Below are 17,170 nucleotides of genomic sequence, written 5' to 3' on the forward strand. Positions count from 1 at the left end.
GGGAAATAAATTTATGAAACAATACAAGACAAGGGCAAATAGGATTTTCAATGCCGTAAATATAACATTTTTAATTCTGGTCTCCGCGACCTGCCTACTTCCGTTTATACATCTTCTTGCAGTATCTTTTAGTGGAAGTGCGGCAGTAAATGCAGGAAAAGTCGGATTGCTTCCGGTAGATTTTACGACATCAGCTTATGAGTTTGCACTAAGAGGAGGGAAATTTCTGAGGGCACTTTTGATTTCGGTGGAGAGAGTAGTTCTTGGTGTGGGGCTAAACTTAATCTTGATGGTTCTTACAGCATATCCACTGTCAAAATCCAGCAAAAAAGTTGCCGGACGAAATATTTATATGACATTTTTTGTGATTACAATGTTAATCAGTGGAGGAATGATTCCAACGTATCTTGTTGTCACAAAGCTAGGATTAAAAGATACGATATGGTCTTTGATTTTGCCGGGGGCACTTCCAGTCTACAATATGGTAATCCTCATGAATTTTATGCGGGGAATCCCGGAGGAGATTGAGGAGGCAGCAGTGATAGATGGGGCGACACCATTTCAGATACTGGTAAGGATTCTTCTTCCAGTTTTAAAACCAGCACTTGCAACGGTAGGACTTTTTTGTATCGTTTCACATTGGAATGACTGGTTCAGTGGAATGATTTATATGAATAATCCAGATAATTATCCACTTCAGACTTACCTGCAATCACTGCTTCAGAATTTTGAGCAGATTTTACAGCAACAAGGAGCAGGGGATATTCAGAGACTTCTTGTGCAAATGAATGCAAGAACTGGACGGGCTGCACAACTATTCCTTGGAGCACTTCCGGTGATGATGATTTATCCGTTTTTACAGAAGTATTTCACAAAAGGACTTGTCATGGGAAGTGTGAAGGGATAAATCGATAAAAGAACAGAAAAAGCGGTCACAAAGGAGCAAGGTTATGAAACAGATAGAGGTAAGCACTTATGGTATTTTCCCGGAAGACTGCCGGGAAAATACATGGAAGTTAAGGCAGATGCTGGATCAACTCAGAGAAGAGGAGGGAATTCAGATCATATTTGAGCCGGGAACGTACCATTTTTATCCAGACTATGCGGTGGAGAAGCTTCTTTATATATCCAATCACGATGAAGATACAATCAAGCGGATTGCATTTGATCTGACGGGATTTCAACATCTCGTGATCCGGGGAGAAGAGACACAGTTTTTATTTCACACGGATGTGATTCCGTTTTACCTTCATGCATGTGAGGATATAACAATCGAAGGAGTCAAGATTGACTACGTGCGACCGGGATATTCAGAAGGGAAGATTCGGGAGCTGGAACCGCAGCGGATGGTCGTGGAGATTGATCCAACCGAGTATCCATATGAGATTTTTAATGGAAGATTATATTTTCGCGGCGAAAATTTTTTCAATGAAATGACATATGGATGTTTGGAGATGGATGGAAAGAGGCATGCGCCAGTCTGTCAGGGACACGATATCGGGTTCAACCGTCCATATCCATGGTCTTACGGTGCAGTGTTTGATGAGCTGGAACCGGGAGTTGTGGAAATCAGGTTGCTCGGAGATAAGGAATTTTTAAAGACGTCACAGGTGGGAAATAATCTAATCTTTCGTCATCATGCAAGGACACATCCGGCATTTTATGTGACGTACAGTAAAGATATCGTGCTGCAGGATATCGTACTGTACCATTGTGTCGGGATGGCAGTGATTGCACAGTTTTCGGAAAACCTTACGATGCGCAGATTTGATGTACGCAGACACCCGGAAAAGAAGCGAATTTTTACAGCGACTGCAGATGGATTCCACCTGATCTATTGCAGAGGGAAGATACAGATTCAGGACTGCCTGCTGGAAAATCAGCTGGATGATCCGCTGAACGTCCATGGGATCTACGGAAGGATCCACAAGATTATCAGTGAGAGAGAAGTAATGGTCGAACTTGTGGAAGGGATGCAGAAAGGAGTTCCACTTGGGAAGAAAGGGGAACAGTTCCGGATTATTGATAATGAGACAATGCTGGAAATTGAGACTGTCAGACTGGAAGAGCATCAGATGCTTAATGGAGATTATCAGTATATGAAGTTTGATCGTCCGGTAACGGAGTGGAAGGAAAGCTTTGTAGTAGAAAATACAGATTATGTACCGGATGTGCTTGTGGAAGGGTGTACATTTCAGAACAATCGTGCAAGAGGACTGCTTCTGACGAGTGCGGGGGATGTTCTTGTGAGAAAGAATGTATTTAAGACTGCGGGCTCGGCGATCTTGATTGAGGGAGATTCCAATTATTGGTTTGAGTCTGGAGCCACAAGACATATCGTTGTGGAACAGAATCAGTTTATCGACTGTGCATATGTACCTGACTGGGGAAACGCACCAATTCAGGTATCACCAAGTGCAAAGAAATATGTGCAAGGACAACGTTATCATAAATATTTAGAACTGCGAGACAATGAATTTTATTGTTTTGATGACCGTATTTTATGGGCGCAGAATATTGAAGAAATTCACATGAGTGGAAATAAGATTTTCCAGACAGATACATTTCCTCCAATGGAGGGGGAACGATTTTACCTGGATGGTGTATTGAAATTTGAGGAAAAGTAAGAAGGATAGAAGGAGAACTGACAGAATGAATCGAGAAAAATTAAATGTAGGAATGATTGGGTTTGGGGCGAGAGGAACGTTACTTTTGCGGGACATCATTCTTCCGCTTGGAAAGGCGGATATTAAGTCTGTTTGTGACAGTTATGAAGATCGCGCAGAAAAGGCAGCAGATCAGGTCGAAGAGGTGCAGGGAAAAAGACCGACAGTCACATTAGATTATCATGAAGTCATTGCAGATCCGGAAGTCGATACAGTGATCATTACCTGTGCATGGGAAGATCATATTGCCATTGCAATCGAAGCAATGCGTGCAGGAAAGGCAGTCGGTATGGAAGTCGGAGGAGCATATACAGTGGAACAGTGCTGGGAACTTGTGCGGACTTATGAGGAGACAAAGACACCTATTATGATGCTAGAGAATTGCTGTTATGGACGCCGGGAAATGATGGCGATGCATATGGCAGAACTTGGGGTATTGGGAACAGTGGTACATTGTAAAGGTGGATATCATCATGATCTTCGAGATGAAGTGAGTGGTGGAGAGAAGTATCGTCATTATCGTTTGAGAAATTATTTGAACCGGAACTGTGAGAACTACCCGACACATGAGTTGGGGCCGATTGCACAGTTACTTCATATTAACCATGGAAATAGAATGGTTTCACTGACTTCTACATCCTCAAAGGCAGCAGGGCTCCACGAATATATTACAGATCGTATGGGAGAAGAACACGAACTTGCTCACGCAGCATTTGCTCAGGGAGATGTTGTTACAACTGTGATTCGTTGTGCTGGAGGAGAGACGATCACATTGACGCTGGATACAACACTTCCGAGATATTACAGCCGGGATTTTACTGTGCGTGGGACAAAGGGAATGTATGAAGAAGTGACGGATTCGGTATTTCTCGATAAACAACATGAAGCATATGATTTCAAATGGAAAGAACAGTGGGGAAATGCAGAAGAGTACAGCAAAGAGTATGAACATCCGATGTGGAAACAATATAAAGAAGAAGGAGTGCGTGGTTCCCACGATGGAATGGACTGGTTAGTGTTCCGGGAATTTTTTGATAGTATTTTAAATGAAACTTCGTGTCCAATCGATGTTTATGACACTGCTGCATGGATGTGTATCACAGCACTTTCTGAAGAGTCTATTCTTGCAGGTGGCAGGCCGGTAATGATTCCAGATTTTACTAAAGGAGCATGGACGACAAGATAAAATAGAAATTTTTTAATTCTTTTGCACACTGATTTTGATAAAAAGATAGGGACTGTAAAAAACTCCCCTAATAGAAAAATCGCTCAGACCTCATGGCCCGGGCGATTTTTTGTATAATGAATTATGCTACTAAATCAAAATACCAGTGATAATTATACAGCTCGAAAATTATTAATTCTCCGAAACAATTTTTTTTGCAAAAACTTTTTCGCTAATCCAGTTGTATCCGCTTTCAAAAATATTGTGGAAGAGCAGTCCGTACACAGAACCGAATGCGTTTGTGAGCACACGGAGGATGATTGCTCCTGCAACTCCGAAGGAACTCATGGCGATTGACAGCGCTCCGAAAGAGTTAAATACTGCCTGCCATCCATAAGTTGCAGAGAGTCCGACTCCGATTCCACCGATCATACCGATATAGCCATAACAGCTTTCAGGAAGCAAATAGTAGAGGCAGAGGAAACAGAGCCCTCCGAGAATATTTCCGGGTGCACGGTATTTGACACGCTCGATCAGATCCTTTTTAAATGGAAGCAGAACGGACATCGTTGCGATCCCGACCCACATCACTCTCGGAAGATGGATCAGAGACGCGAACAGCATTGCGGTAGAAACACCAAGTGTCAGGCGGATCTGCCACCGTGTACGCATAGAGTGAATGTCAAATTCCTGGAAAATATGTCGGATCGTACGTTTGTAATGGACTTTCCGGTGGTTTCTCCAGAGGATAAAGCAGGTTGCCAAAGCTCCGACAGAAAGTCCGGCAAGACGTAAAAGGTAAGAGTTTCCGGTAGTATCATATCCCTGAAGGAGCAGGTAGCCGAGGACGAATGTAGAATGATTGGACATAATTACATTGTGACAGCCAAGAGACATCAGGGCGCCGATGCAGACTACATTGATCAAAAATGCCGGGAATGGTCCGACCATGTTCGAGATTCTTGGTCCAAATGCAAGGATTCCGTAAATGATAGCAAGTAGTAGAACTCCGTGAGAGTTCTTGATGCCGAGGTCTGCATTGCGGAAGACCATCACGGCGAGTAGAACAACGACTCCTACGATACTGTTTTCTTCTCCGAATACTTTTGTATAGATTGTGACAAATACAACACAGAATGCTACTGTCAGTAAAATCTTAAACAGGTAGATACAAATGTGTTTCCACTTTTCTTTTGGATCTTTGATATTTTGGATCAGTGCTTTTGAACCGGCTTGATTTAGTTGTAGTTCTTGATAAAAAGTCAATAGAAATCCCTCCTAGTGTTCGATGTCTTGCAGGACATCGTTTGTTTCGTGAATCAGTTCCATCAGTTTCAAAAATTGTGCCTCTCCTAGTCTGCGCCACATTGTGTAAATCGGTGAGAGGTAATAGTTGTAAGTCTCCTCCAATGCTTTTTGCCCTCTTTCTGTGATCGAGAGGTGATAACTTCTCCTATCTGTCAGGCTTGGCTCTTTTGTAAGTAGTTCTTTTTTTACCAAATGTTCGATCAGACGGCTGACTGCAGATTTGCCAAGTCCCATACAACCGCATAGTTCATGAGGTGTCAGTGGCACATCAGACAGTGAGATGCGGGACAGAAGATCAAGTTCCTGGGAAGTTGAGATACTCCCTTTTTCGGTGCGCCGTACATTTCTACTGCAAAACTGACGCAGGTTCTGCATGTAGTTCATCATTTCAATCCAGTCGTAATCCATCACGGTTCTCCATTTCTATAAGTCTGTACAAAATATGTCAGTATCGATTACAAACAATCAAAAATAGTTTACAAAGTGAACTACTTATAGTGTAGGGCGAAAAACTTTAATTGTCAATAGATAAAAAAACGTGTTATAATCAGAAAGATACAAGTTGAGAAGGATTTTCAAAATAGGTTCATACCAGATTTTTGGTCTGGTATCAGAAGAATGGGAGGAGAATCGAAATGAACTTATTCATAGACGTGCTGATGGATGCAGCGATAGACAGTGTAAGGATGCTTCCGTTTTTATTTGCGGCATTTTGCCTGCTAGAGGCGATGGAAAGGCATGCGGGGAATTTTAGCCAGCGGGTACTGACTGGTATCAGAGGCGCAGGGCCTCTTCTGGGAGCGGTACTTGGATGTGTCCCGCAGTGTGGATTTTCCGTGCTTGCAGCAAATTTGTTTTCCGGGGGAATGATTTCTGCAGGAACATTGCTTGCCGTTTTTCTGTCGACCTCGGATGAGGCAATTCTGATGATCATGGGTCAGCCGGAAAGTGCGGGTGTCGTAGGGAAATTATTATTCGTAAAAGTCGTGATTGCAGTGCTTGCGGGATATCTAATAGATTTTTGCTTTCCGAAACTTTTTTCTGAGAAAAAGGAAATTCACGATCTGTGTGAGAAAGAATCTTGTGGTTGTGGGCATTCTCATGGGGTAATCCTGCCGGCATGGAATCATACTTTGAAACTGTTTATATATATTTTCCTCTTCTCTGCCTGCCTGAATCTGGTTCTGGAAGTGGCGGGAATCGGAAAGGTGGAAAGCCTTTTCTGGAGTGGTTCGGTGTTTCAGCCAATTTTGACGGCTTTGATCGGGTTTGTTCCGAATTGTGCTGCATCCGTTCTTCTGACGGAGTTGTATATCAAAGGCGTAATCAGCTTTGCGGCGGCAGTGGCAGGACTTTGTACGAGCGCAGGAGTCGGACTGGTTGTACTGTGGAGAGTAAATCGGAATCGGAAGGAAAATATAAAGATGATGGGAGTGCTTTATGGAGTCGCTGTTGTGGCAGGAATTATTTTATACTGGGTATAGGGAAGTGTTTGTTAATTAAAAAACTATTCAGAAATTAAAAGGAAATTTTAAAATATAGATTGTATTGTTAGAAAATAAGTGCTAAAATAAGAACAGCTAATGTACAGAAAGGTGTGCAGTTCCAAATAGAAAGTACACAAAAACTGGCATGAAATTTTGAAGAGAAGATGGAGGAAACTGGTATGTTACAGGGAAAAGTTGCAGTCATTACAGGGGGAACAAGAGGAATCGGATATGCGACTGTAAAGAAATTTTTAGAAAATGGAGCCAAGGTTGCAATGCTTGGATCTAGAGAGGAGACGGTTCAGAAGGCACTTGCTTCGCTGAAGGAGGAAAACCCAGAGTATCCGGTTGTAGGATATTGGCCGAATCTGACTAAACACGAAGAAGTGAAAGAAGTGTTTGAGAAAGTGAAAGAAGAGTTTGGATCTCTGGATGTTCTTGTGAATAATGCAGGAATTTCTGCAAGAGATCCGCTGTATGACTATGATCCGGCGGCATTTGAGAAGATTATGGATCTAAATGTCAATGCAGTGTTTAACTGCTCTCAGGTAGCTGCATGCATCATGAAAGAGCAGGGAGGCGGTGTGATCTTGAACACAAGTTCCATGGTAAGTATTTATGGACAGCCAGCAGGATGTGGATATCCGACATCGAAATTTGCAGTAAACGGAATGACCAAATCTCTGGCAAGAGAACTTGGAAAGGACAATATCCGTGTCAATGCAGTGGCACCGGGTGTGATCCGCACAGATATGGTAGCAGCACTTCCAGAGTCTGTAATTCAGCCTTTGATCAATACGATTCCACTTCGCCGTGTCGGAGAACCGGAAGATATCGCAAATGCATTTGTATTTCTTGCAAGTGACATGGCAAGTTATATCACAGGTGTTGTTCTGTCAGTAGATGGTGCGACAATGAGCTAAAAAGAATAGACTGCCGGAAGCATCTCACGAAGAAGCACGGCAGTCTTATTTTTTTGTTCTATAAAAATTTTTCCGAGAATTTGTGTAAATAAAAAGCAGAACCTATAACCGGGCGTTATTAAGACTTATTAGTAAAATATACTGGTCAACAGTCCGACATGTGGTCTATAATAAAATGGAAAAAACGGTCAACAATGAACAGAGATAAAGGAGAATCATTCATGGAAATGTTATCAATTGAAAAAGAATTGCAGGGAAACGCATATCCGGGAAGAGGAATCATCATCGGAAAGACACCGGATGGGAAAAAGGCAGTCACTGCATATTTTATTATGGGAAGAAGCGAGAACAGCAGAAACCGTGTATTTGTAGAAGAAGGACAGGGGATTCGCACACAGGCATTTGACCCTTCAAAATTAACAGATCCAAGTTTAATTATCTATGCGCCAGTGCGGGTACTTGGCAATAAGACGATCGTGACAAACGGAGATCAGACAGACACGATTTATGAGGGAATGGACAAGCAGCTCACTTTTGAGCAGTCACTTCGCAGCAGAGAATTTGAACCGGATGCTCCAAACTATACACCTCGTATTTCAGGGATCATGCATATTGAAAATGGAACATACAACTATGCGATGTCTATTTTAAAGAGCAATAACGGAAATCCGGACGCATGCAACCGCTATACATTTGCATATCAGAATCCGGTAGCCGGAGAGGGACATTTTATCCATACTTACAAATGTGATGGCAATCCACTTCCAAGTTTTGAAGGAGAACCAAAACTGATCTCAATCCCAGACGATATGGAACAGTTTACAGAGATGCTCTGGAATAGCTTGAACGAAGAAAATAAAGTATCGCTGTTTGTACGCTATATCGATATTGAGACAGGAAACTATGAGACAAAGATTGTAAATAAAAATAAATAAGATGAGGAGAATCAGATCATGAGAGAGTTAGAATTAAAGTATGGATGTAATCCAAATCAGAAGCCTTCCAGAATTTATATGGAAGAGGGAGAACTTCCAATCAAGGTGTTATGTGGAAAACCGGGATATATTAACTTTCTGGATGCATTTAATGGCTGGCAGCTTGTAAGAGAATTAAAGAGAGCGACAGGACTTCCGGCAGCAACTTCTTTCAAACATGTTTCTCCGGCAGGTGCAGCAGTCGGACTTCCAATGGACGACACACTGGCAAAGATTTACTGGGTAGACGATATGGGAGAGTTATCTCCGTTAGCATGTGCTTATGCAAGAGCAAGAGGTGCAGACAGAATGTCTTCGTTCGGTGATTTTATCTCTCTGTCAGATGTCTGTGATGTTGCAACTGCAAAGCTGATCAAGAGAGAAGTGTCTGATGGTGTGATTGCACCGGGATATGAGCCGGAGGCACTGGAACTTTTAAAACAGAAGAAAAAAGGAAATTATGCGATCATCGAAATTGATCCGAATTATGAGCCAGATCCGATTGAGCACAAAGAAGTATTCGGAATCACATTTGAGCAGGGGAGAAATGAATTGGTGATCAATGATGAATTACTTTCCAATATTGTGACAGAAAATAAAGAACTTCCAGAGCAGGCAAAGATCGATCTCGCAATTGCTCTGATCACGCTGAAATATACACAGTCAAACTCTGTATGCTATGCAAAAGGTGGGCAGGCTATCGGAATAGGCGCAGGACAGCAGTCCAGAATCCACTGTACCCGTCTGGCAGGTCAGAAGGCAGATAATTGGTGGTTACGTCAGTCTCCGCAGGTACTCGGGCTTCAGTTCGTGGACAGCATCGGAAGAGCAGACCGAGACAATTCCATCGATCTCTACATTGGAGATGAGTATGAGGATGTGCTTGCAGAGGGAACATGGCAGAATATCTTCAAAGTAAAACCACCGGTATTTACCCGCGAAGAAAAGCGTGCATGGTTAGACCAACTGACAGATGTTGCCCTTGGTTCAGATGCATTCTTCCCATTCGGGGATAATATTGAGCGTGCGCATAAGAGTGGTGTTAAATACATTGCACAGCCAGGTGGATCTGTGAGAGATGACAATGTGATCGCTACTTGCAATAAATACAATATGACGATGGCATTTACCGGAATCCGTCTGTTCCACCACTAAGAAATAATCCAAAAGTAAAACTTCTATAAAATCTAAATAAAAAACTAGAATTCTAGTTGCAGAACCTCCTGAAAAGAGATATAATCAGAGCCAGATTATTTCAATTACAGGAGGTTTTATTTATCATGGACGCAGGCGACCCTGACGGGAACAGTATTTTATTTCAACTATTATTTCTTGCATTTCTTACTTTGGTGAATGCTTTCTTTGCGGGAGCAGAGATGGCAGTGGTGTCAGTCAATAAGAATCGGATCAAGGTTCTGGCAGATGAGGGAAGTAAGAGAGCAGCTTTGCTTCAGACATTGTTTGAAGACTCTACAAAGTTTCTATCAACGATACAGGTGGCAATCACACTGGCGGGATTTTTCTCAAGTGCTTCTGCGGCAACTGGTATTTCACAGGTGCTGGGCGGATGGATCGCACAGTTCGGGATTCCGTACAGCAATACGATCGCTGTTGTAGTCGTTACGATTATCTTATCTTATTTTACCCTCGTGTTTGGTGAATTGGTGCCGAAGAGAATTGCGCTTCAGAAAGCGGAGGCATTCAGTTTATTTGTTGTGCAGCCGATTTATATTATTTCAAAGATTTTATCACCGTTTATTAAGTTGTTATCACTGTCTACGAATGGATTTTTACATCTGATTGGAATGAAGACTGAGAATCTCGAGGAAGCAGTTTCAGAAGAAGAGATTAAAAAGATGTTAGAGACCGGAAGCGAGAATGGTGTGTTTAACGAGATTGAAAAGGAAATGATCAATTCGATTTTTTCTTTTGATGATAAGACAGCGAAAGATGTGATGGTGCCTCGAAGAGAAGTATTTGCAATTGACATTGAGGAGCCGTTAGAGAAGATTCTGGATGAGATCCTCGAGACAAGGCATTCAAGAATTCCTGTCTATGAAGAACAGATCGATAATATTATCGGGATTCTTCAAGTAAAAGATGTGATGATTGAAGCGAGAAAGAAGTCCTTTGAGGAAGTGGACATCCGAGCTCTTTTGAAAGAAGCGTTCTTTGTGCCGGATGGAAAGAGCACCGATGAGCTTTTTCGTGAGATGCAGAAGACGAAGAATCGTATGGCGGTATTGATTGATGAGTACGGTGGTGTATCGGGTATTCTTACGGTGGAGGACCTTGTGGAGGAAGTAATGGGAGAGATCACCGATGAGCATGAGGAAGAAGTTGTAGAACTTCAGAAAATCGGGGAGAAGGAATATTTACTGGATGGTTCGATTCTGATCGAAGAGCTGAATGAAAAATTAAACCTGAAGCTGGAGACAGAAAATTATGATACACTTTCCGGGTATTTGATTGAAGAGCTGGGATACATTCCAAAAGATTCCGGACAATGCGAACTGGACGCAGATGGAGTGCATTTTAAAATTTTGGAAGTGAAAGAAAAGAGAATCCGAAAAGTATGGATGAAGATACCGGAACAGGCAGAGAGATAAAAGAGTAAAATAATTCACCCAACTCTTGACAAAGAGCAAAAAATACCTGAACAGGCAGATCTAAATAGATAGATTGCTGTTCAGGTATTTTGTTATAGTTGTCTTACTGTGCAGCAGTTCCGCTGTTGTCTGTGGTAGTCTCTGGTTCTGTTGTACCGGAGTTGTCTGTGTCGTTTGAAGCAGATCCGTCTGTACTGTCAGTAGTATTTGTATTGTCAGTTCCGTCTGAGAGATCAGAGTTTGTAGTTGCTCCATTTTTATCAGATTCTGGATTTGCTGTCTGATCTGTTGTTCCGTTATCAGATTTGTTTTCATCCTCTTTTTTGTCTTTCTCATCGGTTCCGTCTGTGTGGTTCAAGATTTTTTCCTTGAGATCATTGATAAAGGAAAAATCATATCCGACATAAGTACCGTAAATAAAAGCGCCTCCACCTGCAAGTAACAGAATTAAAAGGAAGATTAAAAACGGCTTTAGGCACCCGCCTTTTTTCTTTTTAGAAACAACACGCTTCTCTGTGGATTTTACTTTATCCGGTTGAATGTAGTCGTAATCGTCATCATCAAAATCAAAGTCATCCTCACGGTAACGCTTCTTTGCAGGCTTTTCAGTCTGGCGGGAGCGGGAAGCATCAGATTTTTTCTTCGGAGAAGATGCTTTCTCAGATTTTGGTGCGGACTTTTTCTTCGGACGGTCGGAAGAAGTTGATGAGGACGCACGGGAAATAGCACTCTGGGAAGGGATCTCTTGAGTTCTTGCTGAGACATGTACTGGAGCCGTAGTATCTTTTGTGGCAGCAGATCTGGAAGCTTCCTCTCTTTGTGCTGCTTCCCTTTTTGCATCTGCAAGTTGTTCGGCTTCTTTTCGTTCCTTGGCAGCTTTTTTTAATTTATCAATATTGACCTTTGTCTTGCAGTGGTAGCAAAAGGCATATAAGTTATAGACAGGATTGCCGGCGGAATCTTTTCCGACCTCAATCTCTTTTAGTTTCATTTCTTCATGACATTTGTTACATTTCATTATAAAACACCCCTTAATTCTTTTGTGTATATTTTCATATACGATATTGAAAGTTTATACCTCTTCTATCATACATGAAAATCAGTGATTTGTATAGACTTGTTCTTGTGAATTTTCCGTGATAACCGGAAAATATTTTAGGAGTCGTCAGAAAAATATTTTTGCGGGAATTGAAAAAAATGGTTGTATATTTGTGAGAAAGTCTATATAATGTAAAAGAATAAAAAGCAGATTGTACAAAAAAAGTGGATAATAGAACAAACTTGCAATAAAGGAGAGGAAACATGGGAAAATATTTTGGAACAGACGGATTTCGTGGTGAGGCAAATAAGGTTCTGACAGTAGAACATGCATTTAAAGTCGGAAGATTTCTTGGATGGTATTATGGAAAGGATCATAAGGCGAAGGTTGTGATCGGGAAGGATACAAGACGTAGCAGTTATATGTTTGAGTATGCGCTCGTTGCAGGGCTGACAGCATCCGGGGCGGATGTCTATCTTCTTCATGTGACAACGACACCAAGTGTCTCTTATGTGGCGAGAACGGAAGATTTTGATTGTGGAATTATGATTTCGGCAAGTCACAATCCATTTTATGACAATGGAATTAAAGTGATCAACGGTATGGGACACAAGTTGGAGGCAGAAGTTGAAGCACAGATTGAGGCATACATTGATGGGGAACTGGAGGAACTTCCGCTTGCGGAAAAAGAAGAGATCGGAAGAACTGTGGATCATGCAGCAGGAAGAAACCGCTATATCGGACATTTGATTTCACTTGCGACGCGATCTTTCAAAGATAAGAGAGTCGGTCTGGACTGTTCCAACGGAAGTGCTTCGGCTATCGCAAAGAGTGTGTACGATGCGCTGGGAGCAAAGACTTATGTGATCAACAATGAGCCAGACGGAACAAACATCAATACGAACTGCGGGTCTACCCATATTGAAGTGCTTCAGCAGTTTGTGAAAGAGAAGAAACTTGATATTGCATTTGCATATGATGGAGATGCAGACCGCTGTATCGCTGTCGATGAAAATGGAAATGTTGTAGACGGAGATCTGATCCTCTATGTCTGTGGAAAATATTTAAAAGAGCAGGGAAGATTAAATGGCGATACAATCGTGACGACGATCATGTCTAATCTCGGACTTTACAAAGCATGTGACAAAGCCGGAATCCGCTATGAGAAAACAGCGGTAGGAGATAAGTATGTCTATGAAAACATGCTTCAAAATAACTATTCGCTTGGAGGAGAACAGTCCGGGCATATTATTTTCAGTAAATATGCAACGACCGGGGACGGAATTCTTACCTCTTTGCTTTTGATGGAAGTTGTCATGGAGAAAAAACAGTCTCTCGGGAAACTTGTGGAGGAAGTGAAGATCTATCCGCAGCTTCTGAAAAATGTCAGAGTGGCAGATAAAAAGGAAGCGAGAGAGAATCCGGCTGTTGTAAAAGCGGTGGAAGAAGTGGCAGAAACACTTGGAGATGACGGACGGATACTTGTAAGAGAGAGTGGGACAGAGCCGGTTATCCGTGTGATGGTTGAAGCCGCGACCGATGAACTCTGCAAAGAGTGTGTCGATAAGGTTATCGATGTCATGGCAGAAGAAGGGCTGGTGCTTTCTTAAAATAGAATAAAATAAAGGCTTACCAAAGCTGCTGAAAGATCAGTGTTAGATGTTTCAGCAGCTTTTGTGTAAGCCTTTTCGTTTGCAAATTTCTTATTGAGATACACCTGTTTGTCTAAATGCCATAGGTTCCTGACAGAAAGTTATTTCTGGAAGAACTGATAAGGAACCCAAGGGCATTTTTCAGCAACTTCCTGGTTATACTGTTCCAGATCTTTCATCTGGCTGACAATATGTGGAAGGTCCAGAAGTTCTACAGTTTTTTCGATGATTTCTACTCCTTCTTGTGCAAGTGCTTCACGGGATGCTTCGTCCGGAATTGCAGTTGTGCTCATGTGGTCTTCTTTTTCTCCGAAGTAGTAACCGATCGAAGCACTCTGGTAAGCGAGTCCGAAGATGTCGTCAAACTTTTTGCAGGACTGTGGCTTGCTGTGTGCATACTTTGTTGTGAGCGGAACGTCTTCCAGACGGTTCATGATCTTGTATGCTCCGGTTGTGATTGCATGGAAGCTATCCATGGATTTGAAAAGATCAGATGCATTTTTCAACATCTGCATCGTCAGATCCATGTAGAGGATCGGAACGCCTGTCTCGTCAAAGAAATCGCGGACCATCGGACTGCATGTCATATGTGCAGGACCATGGAAGCTGATATAGATCTGGCGTTTGAAGCCGAGACGTAACAGGTTCTTTGCGATTGCTGTCAGGTAGTCAATCCCTTCGCGGATGCTCACCTGAACTGTTCCACGACCGCTAGCAGTTGCTCCGGCATAGAAATATGGAAGTCCGGTCAGGACAAGACCGTCACATGCTTCTGCCATTTTGAGAGCATAAGCTTCGCTGATGGTTGTCTCGGAGTCAAGTGGAAATCCACCGTGCATTTCTACAGTTCCGACCGGAACGATAATGATATCATTCCGTGATAAATATTCTTCTACTTCATCATTTAACATCTTTGGTAATATTCTTGTACGCATATCTGTTTCCTCCATTTCTAATGCAGCCCGAAGAGGGATTCTGCATTTTGATAAGCGATTTTTCTGTAAACCTCTTCTTTTAATTTACCACACTGGTACATTTCCTCCAACCATTTTCCGAGAGGAAATTCCATATCGACGTTGACCATGTCTGTCGCGAACATCAGGCGGTCACAGTATTTCTCAAGGAAAGAAAGACCGAAGGTCTCGTCGCGCATAATTGCGCAGCCACCGCTGTTGGCGGACAAGTCTCCGTACAAGTTTGGGTAGGTATCGAAAAGGTAAGAAAGTCTTCCGCCAGGGGCTACTTCTCCTTTGCCCCACTCCATACGGGAGGAGAGATCTCCGGAGGCATCGCCACTGATCTCATGCCAGAATGGCTGGCTGTGGCCGATGAATTTCAGATTTGGATATTTTTTCAGACTTTCTTCTAAAAGGGGAAGTCCGGCATCATCGACAATGCCATATTCATATCCGACTTCCGGACTCATGTGAAATAGAACCGGAAGGGAAAGTGTTTCTGCAGCAGCAAAAATTTCCTGGATCATAGGATCATCAATGCTGCGGTTGATCATTAGTTCTCCAATACCGACAGCGCCCTGATTTTTATAAGTTTCAAGCCGCTCAAAAATATTTTCCGGTACATCATCGAGATTGCACATCCAGAAATAAATTCCCGGAAATGCCTCTGCAATTTGTCTGCACTCGTCATTGCTTCCAAAAGGAACCGCAGAGTTCCCTTCTCCAGAGGACATTAAGATTCCTTTTTCAATGGAAAGCTCCCGAAGATGCGGGAGCATATGTTCTGCGCTTGACACAAACATGTGCTCAGTCTTCGGGTGCTGTTCAAAGGTGAGGTGCAGATGGATATCTGTCTTTTTCATAAAAGATTACCCTCTTTCTTTTTGGCTTCTTCTTTCAGCAAGTTCAGCATACATCTGATTTGTCTGTTTATGGTTCAGGTTGAAGATCAGTCCGATACCGATCAGTTCCAGAACACAAGTTGCAACCGGGATCAATGTTACCAGATTGTAGATACCGTCGATGGTTGCTGCAGACTGTGTTACGTTTGTACCTGCAACGTAGCCGATTGCACTAAGGGCGAAAGAAATACCGGAAGAAGCAATTGTAGAACCGATCTTACGGCTGAATGTGTAGATGGAGTACATAGATCCATCGCTTCTTTCGTGAAGTTTCCATTCACTGTAATCGAGACAGTCTGTGACAAGTGCCCAGATTAAGATTGTAAAGATTGTCTGTCCGATCATTGCAAGGATGCTTAATACAGTGAATACGTAAACATTTTCGATTTTAATCATAAATGTGATCACACTAAATATCGTACTGCTGATGATACCTGCCATTAATGTTGCTTTCTTTCCAAATTTTGCAACAAGCTTTGGAACAAGCGGGAAGCATACAATGATGATCGGGAGGCTGGAAAGACTTAATAATGTCATTACGGAAGTATTGTGATAGTATTCCTTGAACAGGTAGCTGCGGACTTGTCCGGAACCTGTGATAAAGAGCATACTTCCGACAGTTGCCACCATGACACCGATCAGAGGACGATTCTTTACAACTGCTTTTAAGACATTTTTGTAGTTGAATTTTTCCTTCTGGCTGTTTTCAGACTGTCTGACACGCTCTATAGTCAGTTTTGTCAGTAAGACGTAGCATACGATACAGAGCACGCCGAAGAGAACAGCAAGCATTGTAAAACGTTCCGGGATAATATTACTGTTCTTGTCAAAGCAGATAACCGGAACAAAGGAAAGAGCTACCATACCTACTAAAGTTCCACCGATACTTCTTGCACGGGAAAGCTTGCTTCGATCGATAGGGTCTGTGCTGACAACACTTGCCATCGCACCGAATGGCATGGAAGTTCCTGTATAGCTCATTCCATAGAGGACATATGCAAATGCAACATATGCATGGAGTGCAACACCTTCCAGTGGAACATTCATGAAACAGAGGATACCGGAAAGTGCAAGAGGTACCATAAAGATTTTAATCCACGGTTTGAATTTGTCACCGGATTTTCCAATCATCCAGCGATCCGGGAAAGATCCCATAATCGGATCGTTGATCGCATCCCAAAGTCTTGCAAAGAGGAATAAAGATCCCATCCATGCAGGGCTGATTCCGAGTACATACGTACAGAATGTCAGGAAGTAAGCATCGATAAATAAGTTGACGAAGCTTCCTGCCATATCACCGAATACATAGCCCAGTTCATCTTTTTTCCCAAAAGGGCGATTTTTTTTGTCTGTCATAACTTTTTCTCCTTGTTGTGTAGTTTATTTCGGTGCTTACTATCATACTTCTTTAAATTTGCAATTTGAATTGCATAATTAGCATAAAACATTGCAAAAATAATACATTTTCTGCTATGATAGAAAAAGAAAG

At 42.3% G+C, this 17,170-nt stretch carries 15 protein-coding genes; 9 read left to right on the forward strand and 6 right to left on the reverse strand.

Annotation, left to right across the window (positions count from 1 at the left end; all coding sequences use genetic code 11):
* Positions 1-13: 13 nt before the first annotated feature.
* The 3 genes from ACESPO_RS10740 to ACESPO_RS10750 are packed head-to-tail and all read left to right on the forward strand — an operon-like array spanning position 14 to position 3,852.
* Positions 14-907 (forward strand): carbohydrate ABC transporter permease, encoded by an 894-nt coding sequence (locus tag ACESPO_RS10740; RefSeq protein ID WP_008977473.1) that lies wholly within the window; start codon positions 14-16, stop codon positions 905-907.
* Positions 908-950: 43 nt separating this feature from the next.
* Complete coding sequence (locus tag ACESPO_RS10745) at positions 951-2,627, forward strand: alpha-1,3-galactosidase-related protein (protein ID WP_499788807.1); 1,677 nt, start codon at positions 951-953, stop codon at positions 2,625-2,627.
* 25 nt (positions 2,628-2,652) lie between these two features.
* Positions 2,653-3,852, forward strand: coding sequence for a Gfo/Idh/MocA family protein (locus ACESPO_RS10750; RefSeq protein WP_119987536.1), 1,200 nt, complete (start codon positions 2,653-2,655; stop codon positions 3,850-3,852).
* A gap of 171 nt (positions 3,853-4,023) precedes the next feature.
* Here the strand turns inward: ACESPO_RS10750 and ACESPO_RS10755 are convergent, their stop codons facing one another.
* The gene (locus ACESPO_RS10755) at positions 4,024-5,097 is read right to left on the reverse strand and encodes an FUSC family protein (RefSeq protein WP_499788808.1); all 1,074 of its coding nucleotides are present in this window, start codon (positions 5,095-5,097) and stop codon (positions 4,024-4,026) included.
* Positions 5,098-5,109: 12 nt separating this feature from the next.
* Positions 5,110-5,547: a MarR family winged helix-turn-helix transcriptional regulator gene (locus ACESPO_RS10760; protein WP_499788809.1), complete on the reverse strand. Its 438-nt coding sequence runs from the start codon at positions 5,545-5,547 to the stop codon at positions 5,110-5,112.
* 227 nt (positions 5,548-5,774) lie between these two features.
* Between ACESPO_RS10760 and ACESPO_RS10765 the strand changes: the two genes are divergently transcribed.
* From ACESPO_RS10765 to ACESPO_RS10785, 5 genes are all read left to right on the forward strand, one after another.
* On the forward strand, positions 5,775-6,623 hold the full coding sequence (locus ACESPO_RS10765; protein WP_016439845.1) for a putative manganese transporter: 849 nt from the start codon (positions 5,775-5,777) through the stop codon (positions 6,621-6,623).
* Positions 6,624-6,805: 182 nt separating this feature from the next.
* Positions 6,806-7,549, forward strand: a complete 744-nt coding sequence (locus ACESPO_RS10770) for an SDR family NAD(P)-dependent oxidoreductase (protein ID WP_008977467.1) — start codon at positions 6,806-6,808, stop codon at positions 7,547-7,549.
* A gap of 221 nt (positions 7,550-7,770) precedes the next feature.
* A complete protein-coding gene (locus ACESPO_RS10775; protein ID WP_008977466.1) occupies positions 7,771-8,484 on the forward strand; it encodes an IMP cyclohydrolase in 714 nt (237 codons plus the stop codon).
* Positions 8,485-8,502: 18 nt separating this feature from the next.
* Positions 8,503-9,678: a phosphoribosylaminoimidazolecarboxamide formyltransferase gene (locus ACESPO_RS10780; RefSeq protein ID WP_008977465.1), complete on the forward strand. Its 1,176-nt coding sequence runs from the start codon at positions 8,503-8,505 to the stop codon at positions 9,676-9,678.
* 125 nt (positions 9,679-9,803) lie between these two features.
* Positions 9,804-11,132, forward strand: coding sequence for a hemolysin family protein (locus tag ACESPO_RS10785; protein WP_008977464.1), 1,329 nt, complete (start codon positions 9,804-9,806; stop codon positions 11,130-11,132).
* Between the two features lie 103 nt (positions 11,133-11,235).
* On the opposite strand, the gene ACESPO_RS10790 is transcribed toward ACESPO_RS10785, so the two are convergent.
* A complete protein-coding gene (locus ACESPO_RS10790; protein WP_499788812.1) occupies positions 11,236-12,150 on the reverse strand; it encodes a hypothetical protein in 915 nt (304 codons plus the stop codon).
* A gap of 284 nt (positions 12,151-12,434) precedes the next feature.
* Here ACESPO_RS10790 and glmM point away from each other — a divergent pair, with 284 nt between their 5' ends.
* Positions 12,435-13,781, forward strand: a complete 1,347-nt coding sequence (glmM, locus tag ACESPO_RS10795) for a phosphoglucosamine mutase (RefSeq protein WP_016439842.1) — start codon at positions 12,435-12,437, stop codon at positions 13,779-13,781.
* 143 nt (positions 13,782-13,924) lie between these two features.
* On the opposite strand, the gene ACESPO_RS10800 is transcribed toward glmM, so the two are convergent.
* Genes ACESPO_RS10800 through ACESPO_RS10810 form a run of 3 tightly spaced genes read right to left on the reverse strand, consistent with a single transcriptional unit; the run spans position 13,925 to position 17,037 of the window.
* Entirely contained in the window at positions 13,925-14,758 is an 834-nt protein-coding gene (locus ACESPO_RS10800) for a creatininase family protein (protein ID WP_009263647.1), read from the reverse strand.
* 17 nt (positions 14,759-14,775) lie between these two features.
* Complete coding sequence (locus ACESPO_RS10805) at positions 14,776-15,642, reverse strand: amidohydrolase family protein (protein ID WP_009263646.1); 867 nt, start codon at positions 15,640-15,642, stop codon at positions 14,776-14,778.
* Between the two features lie 6 nt (positions 15,643-15,648).
* Entirely contained in the window at positions 15,649-17,037 is a 1,389-nt protein-coding gene (locus ACESPO_RS10810) for an MFS transporter (protein WP_499788813.1), read from the reverse strand.
* Between the last annotated feature and the right edge of the window lie 133 nt (positions 17,038-17,170).

It is taken from the genome of Coprococcus sp. HPP0074 (genome assembly GCF_964238105.1).
Lineage (GTDB): Bacteria > Bacillota > Clostridia > Lachnospirales > Lachnospiraceae > Faecalimonas > Faecalimonas umbilicata.

What these genes read in the sequence shown, in the direction of transcription:
- ACESPO_RS10760 (WP_499788809.1), bottom strand. Translation starts at nt 5,547, where the DNA reads ATGGATTACGACTGGATTGAAATGATGAACTACATGCAGAACCTGCGT.
- ACESPO_RS10790 (WP_499788812.1), bottom strand. Translation starts at nt 12,150, where the DNA reads ATGAAATGTAACAAATGTCATGAAGAAATGAAACTAAAAGAGATTGAG.
- ACESPO_RS10775 (WP_008977466.1), top strand. Translation starts at nt 7,771, where the DNA reads ATGGAAATGTTATCAATTGAAAAAGAATTGCAGGGAAACGCATATCCG.
- ACESPO_RS10770 (WP_008977467.1), top strand. Translation starts at nt 6,806, where the DNA reads ATGTTACAGGGAAAAGTTGCAGTCATTACAGGGGGAACAAGAGGAATC.
- ACESPO_RS10780 (WP_008977465.1), top strand. Translation starts at nt 8,503, where the DNA reads ATGAGAGAGTTAGAATTAAAGTATGGATGTAATCCAAATCAGAAGCCT.
- ACESPO_RS10765 (WP_016439845.1), top strand. Translation starts at nt 5,775, where the DNA reads ATGAACTTATTCATAGACGTGCTGATGGATGCAGCGATAGACAGTGTA.
- ACESPO_RS10785 (WP_008977464.1), top strand. Translation starts at nt 9,804, where the DNA reads ATGGACGCAGGCGACCCTGACGGGAACAGTATTTTATTTCAACTATTA.
- ACESPO_RS10750 (WP_119987536.1), top strand. Translation starts at nt 2,653, where the DNA reads ATGAATCGAGAAAAATTAAATGTAGGAATGATTGGGTTTGGGGCGAGA.
- ACESPO_RS10745 (WP_499788807.1), top strand. Translation starts at nt 951, where the DNA reads ATGAAACAGATAGAGGTAAGCACTTATGGTATTTTCCCGGAAGACTGC.
- ACESPO_RS10805 (WP_009263646.1), bottom strand. Translation starts at nt 15,642, where the DNA reads ATGAAAAAGACAGATATCCATCTGCACCTCACCTTTGAACAGCACCCG.
- ACESPO_RS10740 (WP_008977473.1), top strand. Translation starts at nt 14, where the DNA reads ATGAAACAATACAAGACAAGGGCAAATAGGATTTTCAATGCCGTAAAT.
- ACESPO_RS10800 (WP_009263647.1), bottom strand. Translation starts at nt 14,758, where the DNA reads ATGCGTACAAGAATATTACCAAAGATGTTAAATGATGAAGTAGAAGAA.
- glmM (WP_016439842.1), top strand. Translation starts at nt 12,435, where the DNA reads ATGGGAAAATATTTTGGAACAGACGGATTTCGTGGTGAGGCAAATAAG.
- ACESPO_RS10810 (WP_499788813.1), bottom strand. Translation starts at nt 17,037, where the DNA reads ATGACAGACAAAAAAAATCGCCCTTTTGGGAAAAAAGATGAACTGGGC.